This window comes from Stieleria marina, from assembly GCA_007741555.1.
Classification (GTDB): Bacteria; Planctomycetota; Planctomycetia; order Pirellulales; family Pirellulaceae; genus K23-9.
Genome location: CP036526.1, coordinates 6,625,607 through 6,650,223, shown reverse-complemented (window position 1 = coordinate 6,650,223; position 24,617 = coordinate 6,625,607). Strand labels below are relative to the sequence as shown.

Annotated in this window: 11 protein-coding genes; 8 read left to right on the top strand and 3 right to left on the bottom strand. The window is 54.6% G+C overall.

Annotated features, from left to right (window positions below; translation table 11 throughout):
- Positions 1–22 precede the first annotated feature (22 nt).
- The 7 genes from K239x_RS23615 to K239x_RS23585 all read left to right on the top strand — a co-directional run bounded on the left by K239x_RS23615 (position 23) and on the right by K239x_RS23585 (position 12,081).
- Complete coding sequence (locus K239x_RS23615; RefSeq protein WP_419189326.1) at positions 23–2,416, top strand: BatA domain-containing protein; 2,394 nt, start codon at positions 23–25, stop codon at positions 2,414–2,416.
- Positions 2,416–5,163: a vWA domain-containing protein gene (locus tag K239x_RS23610; RefSeq protein ID WP_145420797.1), complete on the top strand. Its 2,748-nt coding sequence runs from the start codon at positions 2,416–2,418 to the stop codon at positions 5,161–5,163. The genes K239x_RS23615 and K239x_RS23610 overlap by 1 nt, the downstream gene beginning before the upstream one ends.
- A gap of 100 nt (positions 5,164–5,263) precedes the next feature.
- A complete protein-coding gene (locus K239x_RS23605) occupies positions 5,264–7,591 on the top strand; it encodes a polyketide synthase (protein WP_145420796.1) in 2,328 nt (775 codons plus the stop codon).
- 114 nt (positions 7,592–7,705) lie between these two features.
- The gene (locus K239x_RS23600; protein WP_419189325.1) at positions 7,706–9,436 is read left to right on the top strand and encodes a coiled-coil domain-containing protein; all 1,731 of its coding nucleotides are present in this window, start codon (positions 7,706–7,708) and stop codon (positions 9,434–9,436) included.
- Positions 9,437–9,450: 14 nt separating this feature from the next.
- Positions 9,451–10,569, top strand: coding sequence for a hypothetical protein (locus K239x_RS23595; protein ID WP_419189324.1), 1,119 nt, complete (start codon positions 9,451–9,453; stop codon positions 10,567–10,569).
- 274 nt (positions 10,570–10,843) lie between these two features.
- Positions 10,844–11,578, top strand: coding sequence for a class I SAM-dependent methyltransferase (locus K239x_RS23590; RefSeq protein WP_145420795.1), 735 nt, complete (start codon positions 10,844–10,846; stop codon positions 11,576–11,578).
- Positions 11,579–11,820: 242 nt separating this feature from the next.
- Positions 11,821–12,081 (top strand): membrane or secreted protein, encoded by a 261-nt coding sequence (locus K239x_RS23585; protein ID WP_419189323.1) that lies wholly within the window; start codon positions 11,821–11,823, stop codon positions 12,079–12,081.
- Between the two features lie 178 nt (positions 12,082–12,259).
- On the opposite strand, the gene K239x_RS23580 is transcribed toward K239x_RS23585, so the two are convergent.
- Positions 12,260–13,387: a hypothetical protein gene (locus tag K239x_RS23580; RefSeq protein ID WP_419189322.1), complete on the bottom strand. Its 1,128-nt coding sequence runs from the start codon at positions 13,385–13,387 to the stop codon at positions 12,260–12,262.
- Between the two features lie 194 nt (positions 13,388–13,581).
- Between K239x_RS23580 and K239x_RS23575 the strand changes: the two genes are divergently transcribed.
- Positions 13,582–15,063, top strand: a complete 1,482-nt coding sequence (locus K239x_RS23575) for a tetratricopeptide repeat protein (RefSeq protein WP_145420793.1) — start codon at positions 13,582–13,584, stop codon at positions 15,061–15,063.
- Here K239x_RS23575 and K239x_RS23570 read toward each other — a convergent pair.
- Both K239x_RS23570 and K239x_RS23565 read right to left on the bottom strand, forming a co-directional pair.
- Positions 15,060–15,797 (bottom strand): TIGR02117 family protein, encoded by a 738-nt coding sequence (locus K239x_RS23570; RefSeq protein WP_145420792.1) that lies wholly within the window; start codon positions 15,795–15,797, stop codon positions 15,060–15,062. The two genes, K239x_RS23575 and K239x_RS23570, sit on opposite strands and share 4 nt — an antisense overlap.
- A gap of 58 nt (positions 15,798–15,855) precedes the next feature.
- Positions 15,856–24,390, bottom strand: coding sequence for a tetratricopeptide repeat protein (locus K239x_RS23565; protein WP_145420791.1), 8,535 nt, complete (start codon positions 24,388–24,390; stop codon positions 15,856–15,858).
- Between the last annotated feature and the right edge of the window lie 227 nt (positions 24,391–24,617).

Genomic DNA, 24,617 nt, shown 5'->3' with positions numbered 1-24,617 from the left:
ACCAATTAAGCCCAACACCGCCTTGTTCCTCTACCCTGCCCTACTGACCGGCTTCTTTTTTGTCGCCGTGCCTTTGTTGGTCCACCTGATCAACATGCTTCGGCACCGACGGCAACGCTGGGCCGCCATGGATTTTTTGCTTGCCAGTTATCGCAAGCAAAAGAAATGGATTCGGCTGCGACAACTCCTGCTGCTGCTCTCTCGGTTGGCTGCGGCGGCGCTATTGGTTGCAATGCTCTGTGGTTGGACCGGTGGCGGCAAAATTCTTGGCGCGTTGGGTGGACAAACCACTCACCATGTCGTTGTGCTCGATGACAGCTACTCGATGGGGGATGCCAGCGGTGGCGATACCGCCTACGCGCGAGCTCTGCAGTCTTTGCAAGGTCTGACACGGCGGCTTGCCAGCGACGACGGCAATCATCAGTTGACGGTGATGCGAGCGAGCCGCGCGGCGATGGCTGTTCGTGGTGGGAGCGAGTCGGGCGACGCGGCAGCGGACCTTGCCGCACAGACCATCACGACCGATGCGCGGTTGATCAATCGATTGATGGCGACACAGGCCTCGTCGGTGCGCACGGATTTGATTCCCGCCTTGGACTTGGCAAGTGAACTGATCTCATCGATCCCCGCTGACACCAAGTACCTTTATGTCGCAAGTGATTTTCGTCAGCGAGATTGGGGGTCACCCGAACGCTTGGCCAATTCATTGCAAAGCATGCCGACCGACGAAGTTGAAATTCGCATGATCGACTGTGCGACCGCGCCTGCGGCTAATCTTGGTATCACCAGTCTCTCACCGACCCAGGACGTTTGGGTCGCCGGTGTGCCCGTAGTCGTCAGCGTTACGGTTCACAATTACGGCCAAGCCCCGGCCAAAAATATCTCGATATCCAACCGCGTGATTCGATATCCCAAAACGCTGGATGCCGCGGACCCCACGCTACAGTTCAGCGGCCAGTTGGAATCACTGCCAGCTCTTTTGATCGAAACGATTGATCCAGGAGCGGAGGTCACCAAGACGTTTCAGGTTTTTATCACCGAACAAGGCACGCATGCAATCGAAGTCGCCCTGCCCGACGATGCGTTGCCGATTGACAATGTCCGTGCGTGTACTTTGCCCCTCAGTGATGTCGAAAAAGTGTTGGTGATCGACGGCGACGCGGACATTCGCGGCGGCTACCACGTCAGTTCCGTTTTGGATCCCGGCAGTCAAGTTCGCATCGGTGCGGTGCCAGATATTCAGCCGCCTTCCTTTTTGCGTTCGGCGACCATGGAGACGTTGGCTCCGTATCGTGCGATCTACCTTATCGATTTGCCCGAAATCAGCGAAAACGCTGCCGGTGCGTTGGACCGATACGTACGCCGCGGTGGCGGGTTGGCTTGGTTCATCGGCGATGAAGCTCAAAAAGAAAGCTACAACCGTGTCTTGCTCGCCCGTGATCGTTTTTTATTGCCAGCACCGCTCGGCGAAGCTGTCCGATTGCCTGTGTCTTCCGACCGTGATTCCGGGGACGTTCTCTTGGGCGATGACGGCACATTCCTGGATCCACTTCGAAGTGGCGGTGACGGTGCTTGGTCGCTCTTGGGGCTTGCGCAGTCTTGGACGTTGGAGAAACCGTCGCTTGATGACGAAGCGACAGCCAGTGAATCGCCTCGGGTTCGCACGGTACTGAAACGACGCGACGACAAACCGCTCGTCACCCAGCATGAGCTTGGGGAAGGCCGCATCGTCACGGTCCTGACTGGATTGAACGGACGCTGGACCAACTGGCCTAGCGACCCCACCTTTGTTCCGTTCTTGTTGCTGACCAATGCCACATTGTGGAGTGGTGCGGCACCGCCGACGCAGCGTGCCATTGATGATGCGTTGGTACGTCGACTGCCGCCGGATCTCTACACGCCTGATGTAATGTATTTGCCCGCAACCAATGAACCGCCACGAATTCCGATCGAAGTCGTCGCCCAACCTCCTGCAAAAACGACCGATGCGGACGAGTCGATTTCGGGCGAACCCATTCCGATGGTCAATTTTCAGCCGCAAGAAATGGTGATTTCTGGTGAATCGAACATCGACGAAATTTTGCGTCCCGGGATTTCCGAATGGGTGCTGACACAGAGTGACGGACGGGGCGAAGTGATCCCGACGGCTTCGGTGATTCGGGTCGGCGAAGGCGACTTGCGGCGTGCCAATAAAGCCGAAGTGCAGCAGAGTTTGATGCCGTTGGAGGTGCAGTTTGTCAGTAGTACGGCGTGGAGTAACCAAAACCGCGCCGCGGGGAGTTCGACGCTCACCTTGGTGTTGTTTTCGCTATTGGCCCTCGTCCTGGCAGCCGAACAGGCGTTGGCGTACTGGGCCAGTTACCACGTTTCGGTTCCCGGAGCGGGACGTTTGGATCCGCTGGGAGGCAAATCGTAATGAACGATTCAGCTACGAGCGGAACTCGGCAAATTATCTACGAATTCGCACGCGCCACTTCACTGGAAGGCTGGTGGGTTTGGGCGACGATCGTTGCTGTAATCGCGCTAGTTTTATTTGGTTGTGTGCGTTACTACCGACGCGACGCTGCCGAACTGAATCCGCCTGTCCGGTGGACATTGATTTTGTTGCGATTGACGGTGGTGATCGGATTGGTGTTTTTCTTTTTCGATCTGCAGCGGCGAACTCAACGGTTGGTTAAACGCTCCAGCGAAGTCGCCGTGTTGGTCGATACGAGCCAAAGCATGTCGCTGCCAGCTGAATCGACTCCGTCGGCACAGAGCCGGTCACAGCGTGCAGCTGAATTGTTGGGCAAGACTGATCTGCTGGCCAAACTCTCTGCCGAACATCGCGTTAGCGTTTACGCATTTGATGCTCAGTCCGAACCAAGGTTGCTGGAGACACGCGGCGGTGATGGCGAAATCGATGCGGCATCTGAACAGGCCGAATCTCAAGTCGGCGCATCATGGTTGGCGCTGATGGGAGCGTTCTGTCTGGTCATCACGGCGGTGCTTTCGTTGTCGTCGTTGGCTGTGGGGGCATCGGGCCGCGCCGCTACTGTTGGTTACTTACTTTTTCCTGCTGCGATCACAATGATCCTTGGCACCTTGTTGCTGGGAAGTATCTACGCGATTCGAAGCGAAGAGACGCTTTCGCAGATTCTGGGCGGCAGTGCTCCTGCGACAACCGATTCGCAAGACGACGCCGACCAAGAAACTGACACGGACTCGCCTGTCATTCGCGTGACCGATTGGGACGACGAAATCGCAGCCGCCGGTGCTCAAAGCCGAGTGGGCGACGCGGTTCGCAGTGTGTTGGGGGACCATGATCCGTCCACGTTGGCAGGCATCGTTTTGCTGACCGACGGCCAAGCCAATGGCGGAAGCTCCGCGACGGCTTCGGTTGCCCAAGCTCGCCGCAGCGAAGTGGCTCTGTACCCGGTTGGTTTGGGCAGTAGCGATGCTCCCGTCAATGTTCGCATCGTCGACTTGGACGCACCACGCCGCGTCTATCCAGGTGACAAGTTTGCAATCTCAGGAGTGCTCCAGGCTAGCGGCCCGAAAGGTGTCGAAGTCGAAGTGCAATTGTTGGACGGCTTGGACGACGGAACGAATCGGGGACCCAACGACGAAATCAAAGCTCCCGGCGATGTGCTTGATTCGCAAACAATCCAAGTTGCCAACGATGGTACTTTGACGGGAATTCGTTTCGAGCTGGAACCTGAGTCTGTCGGTCGGCGACGCTTGGCGATCCGCGTGATCGCTCCGTCGGGTGACCAAAATAAACGGGACGACATCCGTGATGCTCGTTACGAGGTCGTTGCACGAAAGCTGCGTGTTCTTTTGGTCGCTGGCGGCCCCACTCGGGAGTACCGCTTTGTGCGTAACTTGCTGTATCGCGATAAGTCAATCGAACTCGATGCTTGGCTTCAAACCGGACAGCCGGGGATGAGCCAGGATGCCGACAAAGTGCTGACAGAGTTTCCGCAAACGGCCGAAGAACTCTTTGAATACGACGCGATTGCGATGTTCGATCCCGACTGGACCGCGATCAACGCTTCGTCGATGGACATGCTGGATCGCTGGCTTGCACAACAAGCTGGCGGAATGGTGTTGGTCGCAGGCCCGGTCTACCACCCTCGCTGGTCACGACTGCGAACTGATCCAAGGGTGAGCAAGATTTCGGGATTCTTTCCGGTCAATGTGTCTACACGTGGCCCGCTGCTTGGCGGTGGTCGACAAGGCGGCGAAAACGCTTGGCCGATCGAGTTTACGCCCGAAGCACGCCGTGCCGAATTCCTGTGGATTGCCGATCGACCGGAAGCAAGTTTCGAGATTTGGGATCGTTTCGGCGGCGTCTATGATTACGTCGGCATCAAGAGCGCCAAACCGGGGGCCAAGGTTTACGGATACTTCTCCGATCCAACTACCGAACTGGCCGATTCCCTTCCCATTTACATGGCCTCGCAGTTTTATGGCGCTGGCCGAGTGTTCTTTCAAGGCAGCGGCGAAATTTGGCGGTTACGCGGAGAAAGCGACGCTTACTTTGACAGTTACTACACCAAACTAATTCGCTGGGTCAGCGAAGGACGATTGCTGCGTGACTCCAACCGCGGCGTTTTATTGGTCGATAATAGTCGTGCGATGGTCGGTGACACGATCACCGTCCGAGCAGTGTTGACGGACGAGCAATTCGAACCGTTGGACGTGGCAGAAGTTCCGGCCAAGTTGTTGGCCCCCAGTGGGCGCATCAGCGAAATCACACTCGCGCCACTCAAAGGCGAACCACGCGCGGGCACGTACGGTGGTCGGTTCGTTGTTCGCGAAGCTGGCAGCTACGAAATTCGCTTGACGCTAGGAGATGCGTTGGACGAACAAGTGTTGCGGCAGAGTGTTCAAGTTCGTTTGCCCACCATCGAATTAGAACGACCTAAGCGAAACGACGAGGAATTAGCTCAGTATGCAAATGTCACTGGCGGAAAGTATTTGCCGATCGATGCAGGTACAAACAATGACTCAGTGGTCACCAGTTTGTTGGCATCACTGCAACCTCAACCCCAAACTACCGTGTTACCTGGCACCCCAGACCAACTGTTCAACGAACGACGCAACGCCATGCTCCTGTGGTTGATCGCCAGTGTGTTAACGATGGAATGGGTAACTAGGCGACTCCACCGATTGGCTTAGAACTTTTGAGCCGCTGGCGCTAGCCAGGGGCCTTTACCGACCTGATCAAACCGAAATGGCCCGTGGCTAGCGCCAGCGGCTCATTCAAATCGAATCATCCATGCCCAACAACTACCTCGATCCGCAACTCGCCACCCTGCTCGGTTCACTCCGTGAGCGGGTGCGACGCTACGTGATATGGGATTCAGTGTTGGCGATTCTGGCTGTGCTACTGATAGCGTTTTGGCTTGGGCTGGCCATGGACTATGTGCCCGTCATGTTGGGTGGGACCGAGATGCCGTTGTTGGCTCGCACGTTGTTACTGCTGGTCGTAGCTGGGCTAGTCATTGCAATTGTTGCCAAAATGTTGCTGGGGCGGCTGAATCGTCCGCTTCCCGATGACAGCTTGGCGCTATTGGTCGAACGACATCACCCTGAACTGGGCGGTCGTTTAGTGACAGCGGTGCAACTCAACGAACCCGGACGCAGCGGCGATTCGCATTCGCCCGAACTCCTCAAACGCGTCCACAAAGAAGCCGCGTCGGCGGTCGATCAAGTCGATCCCAATCGTGTCTTTCGCTGGGAGCCATTGGTCCGCAAAGGAATGGTCGTCGCCCCGCTGGCTTTGTTGCTGCTGGGGTTTGCGATCTTTAATCCTAGCGCATTTGAACGCGCGACCGGTCGCTTGACACTTTTGTCCAATGATCCTTGGCCTCGTCGAGCCGACATCGAAATGGTCGGCGTAGAACTGCCAGTTGTGACGGCGTCCGAAGAAGAAACGCTGGAGCCAACGCTTTTGGAGTTCACCGACAAAACGATGCGTTTGCCGCGCGGCAGCAATGCGACGCTGCGGATTCGCGCCGAGGCCGAAGAGTCCGAAGTGCCCATGCTGTGTACCGTCTACTATCGCACTGAATCGGGGACTCGCGGACAATCCAATATGCGTCGTGTTGGCCGTGTAGTCGACGGCTTTCAATCGTTCGTGCTGGAAGGCCCGCCTTTGGCTGGTCTGAGCGAATCATTTACGTTCAGCATCTTGGGACTGGATGACCGTCTGGACGATTACCAAGTCGAAGCCGTCGTGCCGCCCGCGATCACTGAGATGAACGTCAACGTTCGGTACCCCGACTACTTGCGAGTCGATGGGGCCGGCGACGTGGACCTGTCGTCTCAGTACAAATCGGGTTTGCGAATCAATGAAGGCAGCAACGTCACGCTGGTCGCCAGCAGCAGCGTGCCCCTGGGCGATGCCGACGTGATGTTGAAAAACGATCGTGGCGAACAGCGTGCAACCAATTTGCAGTATTCCGATGACCGTCGTGAATTGCGATTGAATCTAGATGACTTCGATGCCGCCACGACGGTCCGCATCGTGCCGCGTGACGAAGGTGGGATTTCTGCCCAGGCTGCCTACCGTTATTTCATGGGGGTTGTACTGGACGAACCGCCCGAATTGGAATTGCGAAGCAAGGGGATCGGTACGGCGGTTACCTCGATAGCTAGGCTGCCAATGACTGCGGTCGTAACCGACGACTACGGGATCAAAGAACTGCGTTTGTCGGTCGCGCCATCGGCCACAACCGATGCGGAAAAAGACGCGACGGATAACGGGGCGACCAAGACAGCGGACCGCATTTTGAATTTTGACCGCGATGGAAAAGCGAAAGAGGTCTTGGATTTGCGTGACTTGGTGGCCGACGGTGAGCTCGATGAAATTGTCCCTGGCGGCGCAATCAATGTGTTTGCTCAAGCGAGTGACCGGTACGATCTCGCGACTCCTCATGTAACGCGTAGCGAAGTATTTCGACTGCAAGTTGTCACACCTGAGCAGCTGTTGGCTCTGCTGGAGCGTCGCGAACTGGGAATGCGTTCGCGACTAGAGCAAACCATCGATGAAACTCGCTCTCTCCGCGATACGCTGGATCAACTTCGACGCCGCGGATTTGAATCCGAAGAAGTTCCAGCAGACGAACGTGAAAAGACTCGCCAAGAACAAGTTCGCCGTTTGAGGGTGCAGCAAAGTGGTTTGCAGGCGAGCAAAACCTCGGAAGAACTGACCGGCATCGCCGCCTCCCTGGATGATTTGCTGCAAGAGATGGTCAACAACCGGGTTGATTCGGTTGACCGTCGCGAACGGATCGGTACTGGCGTGCGCGATCCGCTGAAGAAAATTGTTGCGGAACCTTTGGCTCGGTTGATCAATCAAATAGCCGAGATCGAAGACTTGGTTGGAAGTCCCGCGGATGCTGCCAGCAAAACGGCGGATGCAGTGCAAACCTCCGAAGAAGTGCTGCTGCAATTAACGGCTGTTTTGGAGAAAATGCTGGACTTAGAAAGCTACAATGAGATCCTGGATATCGTCCGAGGGTTGATCGACGACCAAGATGAATTGATTGATGAGACGAAGGAAGAACGTAAGAAACGTGTGCTCGACATGTTCAAGCCGTAGGTTCGACGACTTGGAATAGCCGTGCGGCAGTGCAAATGAACCCGCCCGCCGGGGCGAACGCGAGAGCCGGGCGGGACGGCGATCAGTGATGAACAAAGTGAAAGTGCCAAAACTATGAAATCAAGTCTCCTCTCCTGCCTCGCATTTCTCTTTTTGGCTGGCCTTTCGTTCTTTCCGGCTCCCGCTGTGGCCGACGAAGCCACGTTGATTCAGAAGCAGACAGCCGTAGCCAGTCGCTATCAACGGCTGGAGGAACTGTTGCTGCGTTTGGCTGATGTGGAAGCTGCGGAGAATCCCGAACGGTCAGCGCTGCTTCGCCGTGCGGCTCGCCAGTCACGCGACAAGTTTGTCTTAGAAAAATTGCGCAAGGCATCGCAGTCTCTTCGATCGCAGAAGTATCAGGACGCTGTCGACAATCAGGGAGCCGCTGCACAGGATTTGCAAGCGATTTTGAAACTGTTGATGAGCGAAGATCGTAGTAAGCGGATTCGTGACGAAAAAGATCGTATCGCCAAGATGATCAAGGACTTAAAACGCATCGAACGGGCCCAGCGAAGCACGCGGGCACGGACCGAGAACGGCGCTGATCTAAAGGAAGTCGAAGCCGAGCAGAAGTCGATTGCAGATCGCAGCAAAGACGTGAAAAAGGAAATTAGCGATTCGGAAGAACCGACTATCAAAACGTCGGACGAAAAAAACGACAAAGAGTCCGATGCTGAACTCAAGAAGGATCCGTCGGATCAATCCAAGGAAGACAAGAAGCAGGATGGAAAGTCGGGCGACAAGAAGGACGGAGATGAAAAGAAAGGCTCGGAGCAAGACGGCAAAGAGAACGCAGGTGATAGAAAGTCGGACGCGAAAGAGAAAGACGGAGACAAAAAGGCCGGGCAGGAGAAAGACGGAGAATCGAAGCCAGACCAAAAGCAAGCTGGTAGGCCAAGTGAAGGCGAACCCCAGGACGTAAAGCCTCAGGATGGTCAGCAATCCGACCAGCAATCACAAGCCAAACAGCCTCAGTCGCCCGAGCAAGAAGCCGAGCAACAGTTGCAAAAAGCAATTGAGAAGATGCAAAAGGCGCAGGAACAGCTCAAACAAGCACAGCGTGAAGACGCGACCCAAGAGCAACGTGATGCGGAGGAAGAACTTCGCAAAGCCATCGATCGACTCGAACGCATTTTGCGTCAACTTCGTGAAGAAGAAATGCAGCGGGAACTTGCTCGTTTGGAATCCCGCCTGCGCAAAATGGCCGCGATGCAGTCAAAAGTGTTGGATGACACGACCGCGTTGGCTGCGACGCCGAAGATTCAGCGGAACCGTCAAACGGACCTCAAAGCGGGAGATTTGGCGTTTGAGGAAAAGAAAATAACGTTAGAAGCCGACCGGGCGATGCTGCTTTTGCGAGAAGAAGGCTCAAGTGTCGCGTTCCCAGAAGTGGTCGACCAAATTCGTGCCGATACTCAAAAAGTGGCCGAAAGACTGGCGGAAACAAAGATTGATGTCGTCACTCAGGGCATTCAACAAGACATTTTGGCTGCTTTAGAGGAAATGATTGCCGCACTACAGCAAGCTCAGCGGGATCTGGAAAAGAAGCAACAACAGCAGCAGCAAGGCCAACAACAACAGCAACAACAGGGCGAACAACCGCTCGTGGAGGCTTTGGCTGAGCTAAAATTGATTAGGACGATGGAGCGCCGAATAAAATCGACGACGGATCGTTACTCAGGATTGTTAGAATCAGGGGAATCGGAAACCGGCGAACTCTTGCCGCTTTTGCAGAATCTTGCAGAGCGACAAAACCGTCTGTACCGCATCACCCGAGATTTGGTACTTAAGCGAAACAAATAACCCACGAGACCATCGTGACACGAGATACGGCAGCTTCATCTGGCCAGTGTGTGTTGAAAAGTGGCTTCATCGCCGCAGTGGTCTCGTTCTTCGCTTTGGGCATGTTGCCCGTCTCTTCTCTGCGTTCAGCCGCTGCTGATGATTCGCTCGAACGACGAGCCAGTTGGGACCTTTACGATGCCGCAGCGATGTCGCAGATGTTGCGAAAGAGCTTGGATGAATTTGGCGTCGCGCCCGACGACATGGACCACGTCAGCGAACAGTTCTTGGCTGCCTTGGAACAGAACGACGCTGATCCTCTGGATGCCTACGTGCAGTCGGTGCGCCCGGTTCTAAGTGCCGTCAGCAATTTGATCTCCGTGGCCGATCAAGGCATCATTCAAGCTGCCGCTCTGATCGATCCCAACCAGCCTGGCTATGCAGACATTGAAGCCTTGCCCAAATCGATGCGAGCTTCCTTGCGGACTTGGCTCGGACGTCAATTGGTTCGCCAGCGACTCTACGACGAAGCGCTGCCAGTGATCGCTGAAGTGGAAGCAGCCGAATCGATCGATCCTGCGGCAACGCTCTTTTACCGCGGTGCGTGTTACCACGCTTTGCTGATGAAAAAAGAGGCTCTGACCGACCTGCGACGTTTATTGGAGAACGAAGACAAGTGCCCTGTTCGATTTTCGCGAACGGCCAAGATGATGGTCGCCGACATCAAGCCATTGAAAGAAGATTCGCTGGACGAAATTTCGCGGTTGATGACCGATGTGACTCGACGGCTGGATTTGGGCCGCGCCAGTGACGATGTCCAAGACCAAGAGCAAAAGATCATCGACAAGCTGACCAAGTTGATCGAGAAAATCGAAGAGCAACAACAGCAGCAGCAACAACAGCAACAAGCGGGTGGTGGCGGGCAAGGATCACCCAAGAACGGCAAAAGTTCGCCCATGCAAGACAGCCAAATCGGCGGTGCCAGCGGCAACGGAGACGTCGATCGCAAGAACTTGGAAGATCGCGACGGATGGGGGAATCTGCCGCCCGCCGAACGTCAGCAAGCTCTTCAGCAGATTAGCCGAGATCTGCCAACGCACTACCGCGAAGCGATCGAAGCTTACTTTCGTAAATTGGCGACGGATAACAAGTAGCGTGGGGTGTTGCCTGCTGATCATGGCAACCGCAACATCGTCCAATGGCCGCAGCAATTTGCCGCAGCAATTCACCGCTGCTTGGTCGCCAACCGCGCCCGTCACGTCTGACGAACTGCTGGCATCGGCGACGATGAATTGATTGGCTAGGCGAGATGATTGAGGGAGATGATGGTGGCCAGTCTCTCGCAGTAGAAGGCTTCTATTCGCGCTGACGCCGTGTGCAGTATCATGAACGCTATGGTCAATTCCCAAGTGGTATGAAAGGCACGTGATGCGTATTTTTGTCTTGGTGTTAGTTTGTATTTCCGTTTGCTCATTAAGTCATTCGCAAGATAAACCAGCGGCTAGCGACACCAAAAACAAACCAGCGGTCGCCAGCGTCAAGCCTGGCATCAATGACAACTTTCTGGATCCCGATTTGAAAGTTGATGAATGGATCGCGAGGTTCGAGGTCGAAAGTCGCGAGGTTTATCAAGCACGCGATGCTGTCATGGCCGCTTGCGATGTTAAACCTGGTGACGCGGTTGCGGATGTCGGTGCTGGGACGGGGCTTTACACCCGGCTCTTTAGCAAAGCTGTCGGTGACAGCGGCAAGGTCTACGCGGTTGATATTTCACCCAAATTTGTGCAGCACCTGGACGCTCAGATTAAAGAGGCCGGTAACAAGAACATCACGACGGTGCTGTGCACTTCCAAATCGACGATGTTGCCGCCCAGCAGCGTGGACTTGGTCTATGTTTGCGACACCTACCATCACTTTGAATTTCCAGCGGCCACACTCGCTTCGATCTATCGAGCTTTGAAACCCGGGGGCCGATTGGTCGTGATCGATTTTGATCGCATCGAAGGCAAGTCGCGCGATTGGCTGATCACCCACGTTCGTGCCGGCAAAGCCACTTTTCGCGACGAAATCAAATCAGCTGGATTTAGCTTAAAAAAGGATGTCGACATCGAGAGCTTCGATGAAAACTACTTTCTCATGTTTGAAAAGCCAGCTTCGAACTGAGAGTGTTTCGCGTGTGACGACTTGCACTGCAAACAGATTGTTTCGCATCGGTTCGCTCGTCGCAGTTCATTTGTCACGGATCGTCTGGTCCACCAGACTGCCATGCTAGCGAATCGTTTCGCGTTCGAAACGGCATCGGTCGTGCAGTTTGCTTGGCGATTCATCTTGGCGTCGACAAAGGGGAAGATGTATTCTCGCAACAGATTTTCTCTGGGGTCTTCCTTCGTCGCGAGCTCGCAGCCATGCGCAATTCTCACTGGTACCTGATCGCGACGACGCTGCTTGCGCCCTTGGTGGGTTGCCAAGGTCGGCTGTTACAGCCGCCGGGACCGATGAGTTATCAGCAATCCACGGCAACGATTCATGACCCGTTTCCTCAGGATGATCTTGGCCCGTCGGATTTGGCGTCTCGCCCACCAAGCTATCAGCAACCGGTACCTCAACCCGTGCGAAATCGGTTCGGCCGCGACACGATGCCATGGCTAGGTGTGCAGGGTCCCTGAAGCACCTGTTGATCAGTAGTCATCCGCCGGTGGATGAAACAAGTGTGTGAAAGCAATTGTGTGATTCGTCACGCGCTTAGTTGTGATCAGGCTTTGGCCGGCCGACGAATTATTCTGCGCATGAAAAAACCTCGTCGCTTCACGACGAGGTTTCGTTTTGGATTCATATTGGATCGTACTACTGATTGATTTTCAGTGATCCCGATGCATTGCCGCTGGCATTGAATTGAGGACGATTCTGAGGAACTGTGGCTTCCTGCTGAGCTGAATTCGCTGCTGCTTGGCCATTGGCCTGAGCTTGGGCAGCCGATTGCTGAACCGAACCTGCTGTGTTTTGAGCAGCGTTCATGCTGCCGTTTACTTGCGTTTGAGCTGCGGCTGCTGCACGATCACGTCGGAACCCGACTGCGCGAGCACTGGTGCCTGCAGTCACCTGAGCTCGCGATTGGATACGTGCTTGTGCGTTGGCAAAAGCGTTCAACCGTGTCTCCAGTTCGTCAGCGGAGGTCATCAGGGCAACGTTGCTGGTCGCCATGGCTTCATCTCGCATCCGAGAAATTTCGGCGCGACGCTGGCGGGCAGCAATCTGAATACGTGCTCCCAAGTCGACTGTGGACGATGCAAAACCTGTTGTTGATTCCGATGGCGTTGCTTCACCTGATTCGTTGGCAGCCGTTTCGTCAGCTGTAGGCTGCGTTTGAGCGGGAGCCGGAGTGGCCGAAGGATCGGTCGACAGCTGTGGTGCAGGATTCGTTGCTGGCTGACGAAGTGGATTGAATTTTCCGAAGAGATTGTCGTAAATTGCGACGTCTGCTTCTGTGATTCCCGCAGGCAGCGACGCGTCGACATTCAAGCCGAGGCGAGTTCGGGAGTTGAGCTTGGCCGAGTTGCCAAATCCCTGGGCGTTGGTGCGTGAATTTGCGTTGGCATTGATTCCCAGTTGAACACCGTTGGGTGCGTTGCCGACTGCTGCCTTGGCTCGGCTCGATGCGTTGGCCACCGCACGAGCAGCAATTTCAGCGGCTCGGTTGGACTCTGCTTGAATCCTTGATTGTACTTGGCCTTGGATGCGCGACTGCACTTCGGCTTGCAGACGCTGTTGAACTTGGGCTTGGACCTTTGCTTGGACGCGTTGCTGAACCTGGGCTTGGACTCGCTCGGCTGCAGCGGCAGCACTGCCTGATCCAGATGCTCCGCTACCGATTCCGGGCAGTCCGCCTGGTAGCTGTGCTGATGCAAACTGGGCTGAGAGCAATAGCGTCGCCGCGACGAGCGAGGCGGCGAAGGCGATCGGGTTCTTGATCATGTGTGAATCACTTCTAGCAAGAGAAACATCGAATGCTGCTTCATCGTGAAACAGCGGCTTTTGCATCCAACGCGATTACGTCTTCACACTGGATATCTGCATCTTGTACTAGAAGGGGATGGGACGTTGTAAGACGAGTTGAAGGGCACTCGGTGTCTCCAAAATCAACGCCACAACTACAGTGAAAGCCGCACGTGACAACGAAAACGATTGCTTTCATTTGCTTGCTCGGCATTCCAATTCTGCAAGGCGATGCAGCAAGGGGGCAATCGGCGACAGCACAGACATCTTCACCGGCTGCAGCGCCGTCGCAGGCAGCTGCCAATCCGATGATTGCGATGATTCGCAGTAAGATTGCCCGGGACCCTGGTCATAGCGATTCATGGCGGATGCTTGGAAAACTGGAGGCAAAAGAAGGCAACGCGTTCGCCGCAAATCAATCGTTCACGAAGGCGTTAGAGTTAGATCCCGAAAATGTCGCTGCCCACTTTGATCTGGGCACACTGTTGCTTGCCGGGGGACAGAAAACGCAGGCGCAGGGCCATTTTGCCAAATGCGCGCGGCTTGCTCCGCAAAGTGTTTATGCCCAGCAGCTCTACGACAAAAGACTTATTGCGCGACCGGAAAACAACGGCAACCCAAGCAATCAGTATCCTGGTTCGGCCAACGTCGCCTACGCGGGCGGTGGTCAAGATAGCTCCAGTAGCGACCCGACAATTGACCCCGTGGGATATGAAATCCAGACGTTCGATGGCCGGGATGATTTTGATCAGCGGTTTGATCAGCTCAAAAGCGATGCGGATCCAAAACTTAAACGTTTGCGAATCGCGATCGAATCCGGTTTGCTATACAACTCCAACGTTAGTTTGACGCCGATCAGTCGAGGGTTGGCTCCGTCGAACGACGAGAGTTTTCAAGCAATATTGAACCCCGAGCTCGAGTGGATTGCCCTGCAGCGCAATAGCTGGCGAACCGGTGTCTTGGGCCGCGCGTACATGACGCTAAACGAATCTCAGCAAAGCGAGTTTAATCTGCTGGGTGCACAAGGAGGAGGATTTGCAGAGCGTGATTTCTCCGTCGGCGATAGCGAATGGATTGGTCGAATGGATTACGTCTACGGGATCGACCATCTGGACTCGGATCGGCTTGGAGACAGGCACAGCGTGACGGCGTCGATGATTATGATCGCACCGGATCTTGACGTAACGTATCTGTACCTCACCACCGCACTCTCCGATTTTGATGACGATGGAACCGCACCCGAACTCAGTTCGCTGGATGGGACCAGCCTGACGACAGGGATCACCCGTTTCTTTCAGACCGGCAACTCTTGGATGCCAAACTACAGTCTGGGCATCGATGGGCATTGGGCTGACACCGACGGCGCGGATGTGCGGTTTCGTTCTCTGAACGGCCATGGCGAGATGACTTTTCAGCTGCACGAGAAGCTGAAATTCATTTCCGGCGGCGGTCTAGGCTATCGAGATTTTTATGACTTCACAGGAGCAGTGAATCGCGATGAAGTCACATGGCGAATCAACGCAAAGCTTCGTTGGCAGCTAACGGACCGAACTGCCATTTCATTGGTCGCCGACTACGACCGCTTTGCGTCAGACAATGAGGACTTTGATTCCGAACGCACCAAGGGCGGCGTCATCGTTTCGATCAATTACTAGGCAGGATCTTGAACTGGTTGAGGAAAATACCAATTCACTGTCTTAGGCAGCGGCGAAAACCAGGGTGTCTTGACGCCGGCTGCTTGTAACTTGCGTCCCACCCAACTGTTGCAGGTATTCAAGCAATGGTAGGTGCCTCGCGCATCGAAGAAAGCGTCGAGCTGGCCGTAGTGAAAACCATCTACCCTGATCGCTTGGCCGTGTTCATCCAGTTTTAGCGATTGGCAAATCGAGTCGACCAACTGTTGATACTGCTGGGGTGAAATGCGGACCGATTTTGCTGAGTGGATCGATCTAGCATCCTGTTTCATCGTGACATGAACGCAGGTGTCCGATGGCCATAGAAGTGCTTTGGCTGCGACGGACAATTTTAGGTCACCCCAGTTCTTTGTGTACAAGAAAAAGCCCTTGTCTCCCCAGCCAATCGTGATGCAATTGGCAGCCGCCGTCTCGACCGGAAAACAGTGAGGCGGGAAAACTTCGCGCCAATCGATCACGGCATTGCTGACTGGCAGGATCAAATCGGCATGCACAGCATTGGAAACAACCGCCACATCGATTCCGTCGTCGCTGGGATGAAAGTCCGAATGAACGGGAGACAATCCAACCAAAACGATAGCCAAGTAGACGACTGACAGCACGAACACACATTTGGCTAGGCATTTGACCAAACGCAGAAACTGCCGCACCGGAGACCGTCGTCGCAACGGCGTTGTTGGTTCGGTTGCAGCCATTTCGTGCTTTTATCCTGAATGAGTGCAGTGCCAAAGTCGGCCTATACACCTAAGACGATCAATACGCCTCTTTGGATTTAATTCCTCGTCGATCATTGTTCAATAAATTGTCGTAGTTTCCTTTTTGCTCCATTTGGAAGATGCCGTTCTGGCGAAAAAGATTGTCACGAAGCCCACCCTTGCTACCCGGTTTGGAGACGCCCTTTGATGGTGCCGAAGCTTCCTCGTCTTCGCCGAAGGGGTTGTCCGGACCACCGAAGGGATCATTTGAATTGGCTGATGGTCGGACCTTGGTAGCCGGGGTGACATTTTGCAGCGGCACCGTGCCGCGGTAAAACGCGTAACGGTTTTTGTTGCTGACGGCGATCACAGTGCTGGTGCCTTTGACGTCGTCAGCGATAAACAGGCCTCGCAAATCGGTGTCACCCGAATTGAAATCGTCGTTTGCCGAACCGATGACTTTGACATGAACATCACTGACGAACTGATCGTTGGCCGTCTCTTTCACGCTCACACGAACTCGGCCCGAAACCTTCTCCTCTTGCACCATCAGTTTCAGCGGGCTAACCAGAGCCAGTCCCGATGCATATAGATTCTCGCTGCGACAGACGATCAAGTAGGCCCCTTCCTCAGTCAGCGGCATGGTCAAGTCGATTGTTCGGTCGCGAAAATCTTTGCCGTCCCCCAGGGGCACCGTTTCTTCGTGATACGGCCTGATGCCTGCCAAGTTGATCGCTGTGATTCGATCCAAGTTCCGTTGCATCAATCCAAATTTCATCAAGTCAATTCGATAGACCTTGATGGCGGCTTCACTCAGATTGCGAAAACTTAGCTGAACCTTTTTCGGGTCGCTTGGTTTGATCGTTGTGATCTCATCGAGCGAAATTTCTTTGCGACTGAAAAAACTAATCGCTTCTGCAGCATCGGCAAATCGCTGTTTGACTTTGGCGTATTCCGTGATCGCATTGGCCGCATCACCCAAACTGTGGTAAATCTGCCCCATGATGTAGGTCGCTTCCCAGCGATTTTCCGCTCGACGGATTCCCCTGCCTTCGCTTGCCGGGAATGTTGCATCAGCGACTTTGCGACACATTTTCAACGCGTCTTGTGGTTGTTCCAGTTCAAAATGACTGTAGCCAATCATGTACCAGAACGAATCCAGCAGCCGACTGTCGGGATATCGCTTGGCATATTTTTCGCATCGGCTGATCGCGGCATCAAACGTTTCCAGATCGATCAAGGCGGTTGCCAAAGCAAAACTGGCTTGATCGTTTGATGGATCCTCTGGCCAGTTGGTGACGAAGTGGTCGAGCATTTCGATTGCACCCTGGATCAGATGCACGCGTGTGAGTTCGGCTTCTTTTAACTTGACATCGTCAGCCGCGCTGGGGGCTCGGCGATAAGTTTCTTGGGCCAGTGCATAGGTGGCGGTCGCCACATAAGACTCGGCTGGATAGTCGCGTAAGACTCGTTCCATGGCCTCGACGCTCCGCGCGAACTCGCCACGAGCATTCAGGAATCCGGCTACTTGGGATTCGCGTTCGAAGCTGCCTTGAACGGTGGCGCGATACACCAAGTAGCTTCGTTCGTATTCGCCTAGTTCGCGGTACGATTTTGCAACCGTCAGGATATCCTCGAAACTGATTTCGACATCGGGGAATTTTTCTTTCAAAACCTCAAAGTACTTCACCGTGTCAGCGTGATCATTTTCCGATAGCGACGACAGAAACAGCCAGCGAACCGCGTTTCGGTGTTTGTCCGAATCTAATCGCCAGCAGTCGTACAGATTGGTTAGATGAGCGTGGGCAGCAGTAAAGTTGCTCTTCTCGAACTCCCTTTGCCCTAGGTAATACAGTTCGTCGGGTGTCAGTCGGTACTGGTCGCTGGTTTTCTCGGTGGACTTCAAGACCTGCAGGTTTTTAGTCGTCGCGATCGCGAATTGCGACGGTTCGTAAAAACTTCGGAGAATGGATTGGCCCGTCCGATATTCGCCAGGAACATATCCCAGCAGCGTGTATCGAATGTCGCCAGGGTGACGGCGGTCGCCGATGTGAAAAACAATCTCGCCCGGCTCGATCGCATACCGCTCGAATGCCCCTGTGATGCTGCTTTCTAGTATCGTGCAGCCCGCCGGGATCGATTCTGTCAGAACCAGATAGTCATATTGTTCACCCACGCGACCGGTGGTTTGGTGTCGGCGTGGCGAAAGTGTTACTTCGCCTCGATCGCCGACAGGTAGCTGAGTCAACGGGTTCGTGTAGGTTCGATAACTCCCATCGACAACATCGAAACCACGAGGCACCGTGCGACCATCAGACAGTCGCTGGGCGGGTTCGTAGCGGCGACTGACCGTCCACTGCTTGGTCGTGGCTTTGATCTTGCTTGCAGCGACAAATCCAGTCAGGACGGCCGAATAGCTAAAGGTGGTGCGTCCTTGCAAATCAAATTCGATACGTTGCGGTTTGTCGGTGTTCAAGAGATCCGCGGAGATCGCGATGCGTCGCTGGCCTTCCTTTGATGGATCGACTGTGAACGTTTCGATGTCGTGATCATTAACCGAAACCGTCAGCGTGAACTTTTCCTCAACGTGCCTCGTATGCGAGTGCCAACGAGCGAGCGCGGCAATGGCGGGGCCATTTGTTTTTTCGATCGGCCAGCGGGAACCGATTCGCGATCCTAAAAGAGTCTTTGCGAGTTGCGAATTATTGGGATGTGACGGAGCAATCTCCTGTAGCGCCAAGAAATATAGCGCCTGTAATTCGACGCGGTTTCGCAACCAGGGTGGCGTTAACTGGCGTGCTTCAGCGGTCATGGTTTCACTTCCGACGGGAATCTTGATCAGATCGATCAATTCCACTGCCATCGCTTTGTGCTTCATCGCGGCCAGCGTGAGCACGAGGTGCGTCAGTCCCGAGGGGCTGAGACGATTTCGTTCGCGGTAGAGGCGATTGGCGTAGGCGAAATCGCCACAGTCGCACTCTGCCATCGCATGCAGCAGTACCGTTTGGCATTCTAGATCGCTCTGACCGGCAGATGCAAAGGCCGACTTTAAGTACGCTTTGCCTTTCTCCCATGACTCCGCAGGCACGGTAAAACCACCCTGACGTGCGGCGGCAATGGCCCACATCGCTCGCGACGAAAGGTAAGGATTGGGATCGCTTGCCTCGCTGAAGCCATTCCATGACCAACCGCCTTTGTCGTTTTGCGAAGCGATCAATTGCGTCACGCCCGCTGTGATTTTTCCAGCCACAGCCTGGGCTTCCGGGGTATTGGCGTCACGTGCGTCACCGATCATTTGCAACAGTTCAAGACCGCCAAGCAGATCGGAGATGCTGCGTTCGGTCGCGCTGGGGACGGTCAACCCGCAGTTGAAAAACGGAATCGGTTCGCTGCCAATCACGCTATTCAGTAGGGACCGGTTAACTGACGCGCCGATCAAAATATCGAGCGCCGCTCCATCGACATCCAGCTGAGGATCAAAATCGACGAGAGCCACGGTGCCTTGCGATGCCGTGCCGCTGACCGTTTCGTAAACCGGAAATCCATACGGCACCACGGCGACGGTCCGCGATGAATTGTCATTGCTTTCGTCACTGCCCGAGATGTTCAACGTGAACACTGCTTCGGCCGCTTCGTCGATCGCAATGTCGAATGACAGAGCATAAATCCCCGGTCCTGGCACCTCGATCGTCTTGGATTGCTCGGTCGATTTATCGCCCAACGCAGCCTTGAAAACGACCTTGATGCTTCTCGCTCCGGGCAGGGAGTTGTGGATTTCGACAGGGACGCTTGCTTTGTCACCGACCGTAAAAGCGAGCGGCAATTTCATTTCGCCGAACAGTTCTTTCTTGGTAATCAGATCAACGGTCGCTTCGCCGGCCAGGGTTTTGCCATTGATTCCTTTGGCTTGAAGACGCCATGCGGTCGACCGCGCGGGCATTGTAATCGTAATCGTCGCTTGGCCCGCATCGTCCGTCACGATCGTTGGATCCCAAAACGCTGTCTCCGCATCGGCCATTGCAGGCAACAATTCCAAGCCTTCGGCTCTGGCGAGTTCCTGGACTGCCAATTGACCACGTCCGTTGACGGCCAAGAACTTTCCATTTCCAGTGATGGCATTCATGGTCGTTTCACGCGAATCAAACCATCGGTACTGAAACTGTTCGTCGAAGCGAACGGTTCCATTTTGCTGGCGGTCTGGCGATTGGCCTTGCGTTTGGTTCGACAAAGATTGTGGCATCGTATGATCGACGATTTCTGCCCCGGAACTAACAACCAGTGACAAGTTGGTCGGGTAGGACTGCATTTGACTTGACCGGCCTATTTGCTCCCAACCTTGCGGGACTTGCGCGTTGCTGGATTGCTCCACCTGTTCGGTGTAGGGAACGGCAATGGAATAGTTTTGCGTTACCTGTTCGGTGTAGGGGATTCGGACCTGTCGCCCTTCACGGATTTCCGTCCGATACCTTGTTATGGGAACGCTCCGTGTGCGAAGTTCTTGGCGAGTCTGCGTTGCGCCACGCTGCCGTCGCAGTTCACCTGCCACGGCAAAGTCACCGACGATTGGTTGGCCAGCAACTGAGGGTGCATGAAAATCAGCCTCCAATCCCCAGCCCATCGGACTGTCACCATCTTCGTCCCCTAGCACCACGGACGCTCCCGCGTTGATGTTCGCCTGAAGGTTGACGCTGTTTCGCTGGTTCAGTTCAGCTAACGCCCGAACCTCTCGTTCCAAAGTCGATCGGCGATCAGCTTCGGCCAACAGAAACTCGCTCACTCCTCGCGTCTTGGGTTGATAGGCAAAGGTGCAACTGGTCGACTGGCGAACCGACGACTTTCGAGATCCCTGCCCAAAGAAAGCGTTGATTGCTTGTTGAACATCGCCGTAAGAATTGAGCATGTTGGACTGCACCAGAGCGAGCGACAACTCTGCTTTGACCGGTTTGCCCTGCGGGTCAGTGACTTCGATTTGGACATTGAGGTCGTCGCCGGGCTGCAGTTCCTTATCGCTCGGTTTTAGAGTGATTCGAAGTTCCTGTGCGACGCGGAACTCACTTTTTGCGTGGTGAAAACGGTTTTGTTGCATCACTGCAACCGACAGCACAAAGTTCGGGGCGTATTCCGAAGCCATTGGTAGCGTCAGCGGATTGTCGCCCTCTTTCAGCTGAACCAATCGATAGTCCAGAACTGACGCGCCCTCGAACGTGACCAAAGCTAGGGCCGGTTTTTCGCGCCAGTGCAGATTGACGTTCGCATTGTCGCCGACATTGAATTGCAAACGATCCGCCAGGATGTGCAGTCGCTGCGAATCTTTGTTGCCCGAAACGAATACTCTGTTCTGACCACTGACGCGATTGCCAAACTGATCCGTTCCGGTGGCACGAATCACGTAGATGCCTCCCTCGCTGAGGGAAAGGGTCTGGCTCGCTTCACCGGATTGCTTGTCGGTGTTCAGTTTATGAGTTTGGATCAATCGTTCGACCGACGATCCCTGAGTGACCGTCTGGTGAAACACCTGGACTTCGAGTGCGGTTTCGACGGGATTGCCGGCGGGATCGCCCGCTTTGAAAATTGCATCAAACGACTCGCCAGTAACAAAGACATCTCGCAAGGTTGATGCCGTAACGTCAAAACCTCGCGTTGCCAAATACGCAACTTTTTGACTGCTGATTCCTCGCTCAGGGTACTTTACGTTCAGCTTGATCGGCTGGGATTCGCTCAGTTGCTGTGTTTCAAATTCGACTTCGATGTTGCCGTCATCGTCGGTCTTTGCCGTCCGGATTTGGTCGTTGTCGCCGAACTGGTATGTGAGCGTCTCGCCACGCAGCGGAGTGCCGTAGTAGTATTTCAACGAAAGAGTCGCTTTGACGGTTTCGCCGCGGTAGTAGACGGACTTGTCAAAACTCGCGTCGATCTGCACCGGTTCCAGTTGGTACTGCGCGACTTTGAATTGTGTATCAATTGACAGAGAACCTGCCGTGTCGTCGTCTCCCAGCGACTTGCGATGGATGACAACGCGGTAGTTTCCCAGCGGCGCGGATTGAGGCAAGATGAAGTTGCTGTTGATCGTCCCGTAGTGGTTCAAAGCGACGTCGGTGCTGTGCAGTCGCCGACCGGCGGGGTCGTAGATAACCAGTTTCATCTTTTCGCCGGGGGTATAGGTAAAGCGATCTTCGTCGACCCAGCGCAGGATGCCTTTGATGTTGACCAGCTGGCCGCTGCGATAAGCCGGTCGGTCGGTGTAGAGGTAGCCACGAGGAGCAAGGACGACGGCGAAATCCAGCCCGTTCAAATTGTTGACCGTCGAAGCCATGTGCCCTTCCTGGACAGCAAACACACGCAAGTCGGTGACGGATTTCAGTTCATCGAATGTCTTTTGCAGAATTCCGTCCTTGCCGGTCAGTTGCTCGGCAAAGACAGTCGCCCCGTCGCTTACCAATATGCTGACGCCATCGGCCGGTTTTTTGGTGAGCATGTTTTCCGCGAACACGAACAGTTCATTGCGAGATGATTTGACCACCATGTCCAAGTCGCTGACGACGACCATCGTGGTTGCTTCTAGTTTTTCGCTCGAAACAGTGACTGCAGTAACACCGACGCCTTCAATGGGCAGCTGGATGTCGCCGTCGACGCTTTGGTAGTCTTTGTAAGAATCGACGGCATGCGTGAACTGTTCGTCGGGATCTATCAAGGCAATGTCAAGCGTTTCTAGCCCGCTAGCCAAGTGCATTTTGCGAAAGTAGTCCGTCATGTCGACGTGATAGACTCTTACCGTGACTTCCTTCAAATTCCGCGTTGTAATCTTGATTCGCGGTTTTTCATTGCTGCGAAATTTGCGTTCCGTGGCCAGCGTCAGTTGAGGTGTGGTCAGCCGCTTGGTGCGTTGTCTGGCACGCTCTTCAAAGGGGCCCGTGACGTTCTTGTAGGACGCGAGTGCTTCCTTCAGTTTTTGCAGGCGGTCTTCTAGCGTGATTCCAATCAGCAACGATGCGTGCGATGCGGCGGCGTTGCCCGGGTACTTCGTCACAACGCGTCGCCAATCCGTGATCGCTGCTTCAAACAGCGTGCGGCATTCGTCATTGATTACCACGCTCTGCGCTGATTCGCCTTTTTCCAGTGATTCGGTGATGCGTTGGGCTTGGATTTCAGCCGCCTCGGCAAACTTCATCTGTCCAAATTGAAGCAGGATGTTGGGGGCTCGCGGATCGAGGGGGTACTTGTTCAGAAACGTTTGCCATGTCTTGCGAGCACTCGCGTATTCTTTCTTGGAGCGATACGTCGCGGCTTTGGCGTACTCAGCATCGACAATGCTCTTCTGCACCTTTGGCCAACGCGGATCAGTCGGATGCTTTTCTAAGAACGATTTCCAAGCCGCGATCGCTTCGTCGTAGAGACCTTGCGCAAGCAACTCTTTGCCGAGTGCTTGCCGGGCTTCGGGGATGTGCTGAGAATCTTGGTAGCGGGGGCTATCAATCAGAGACTGCAGGCGTGCCACGGCCTGTTGATGCCGGTTGTGCCGCCAGTACGCTTCAGCAATTTCCAGCTCCGCCTTCGGTGCCAATTCGTGATCGGGGTAGTTCGTTAGAAACTTTTCTGCAATCGCGACCCCAAGTTCCAAATTGCCAATCGAACTGGGGCGTGGCAAACCATAGGAATGCGAAAGAAGGTATTCGGCGTGGGCGACATGCGAACTGATTACTTCACGATCGGCATCATCAACGACGTCATCATCCGTATCAGACCAGTTGGAAATTAAGTCCTGGAGAGTTTTGCGAGCTTGTGTGTTCTTGCCCGCGGCTAGCTGAACACTGCCGAGTCGAAATGCTGCTTCGACTTGCAGCGAATGGGGCGCGGCAGTTCTTGACAAAGGATTCGTGCCGCAGTGTTGCTCAATGAACGTCGCGTACGATTTGATTGCGTCATCGTGGTTCTTAAGCTCCTCTTGGCAGCGAGCAATCCGAAAATCGACCTGCTGTTGCAACTTGATCGTCGGTCCAAGCTTGATCGCTTCCGCGTAGTAAGTGAGTGCTTGCTGGTAGTCGGGTTCCTTTTTCTGTGATGCGTCGGCAGCGGGGATACCTTGGAAATACCGATCTGCAAATTCCAGGTAGATCTTTGCTAGATCGTCTTTGCGCCCGCGCGACAACAATCGTTCCGCCTCTTGCTGATAGATTGCTCCCGCGTCGATGTACTGCCGCTGCATGACAAAGACGTGGGCACGCCCAAACCGAGCGCGGCTGATCCATTCACTTTGGGGGAAATCCAGTTCTAGCTTTTCGAGCGTTGCCAGTGCAGCGTCGTACTTTTTGGCTTCCGTTTGGGCGATGCCTTGTAGATACCGCAGGTAGTCAGGAGCCTGAACGGCGTCATCGGCCAACTCTTTTTGAATCAGTTTGATCGCGTCGTCGTATGCCCGCGATTGCATCGCATTGTGAATGGCAGGCGTGATGCTTGGCAGCGATGTGATCGACTTGCCGGATCGTTTCTCTGGCACCGGGTTATCTTCACCAGGCTCTTGACCGGAGGCTGGGTGAATCGCCAGAACAAGTGAGAGAGCCAACCAGCCGTAGAGAAATCGACGAAGCAGCAACATAACTCTTCCTTCAAGACGAGTCGTTTGGACAAGGCATCACGCTGAAAATGCGCGAGCAAGCGAAAGCACCTATCAAGATTCTATCTGCCCAGACTTGGGCAATCGGGGGCAAATCCCGGGCGACCGAAGAAGCGGTCGCAGCATTGAGACGCAGAAGAACGCGTTTTGTTAGGCAAAAAAGCTCAAAAAACGCTAGACGCTTTTCCGTTCTGCGTGTCGCCAGAATG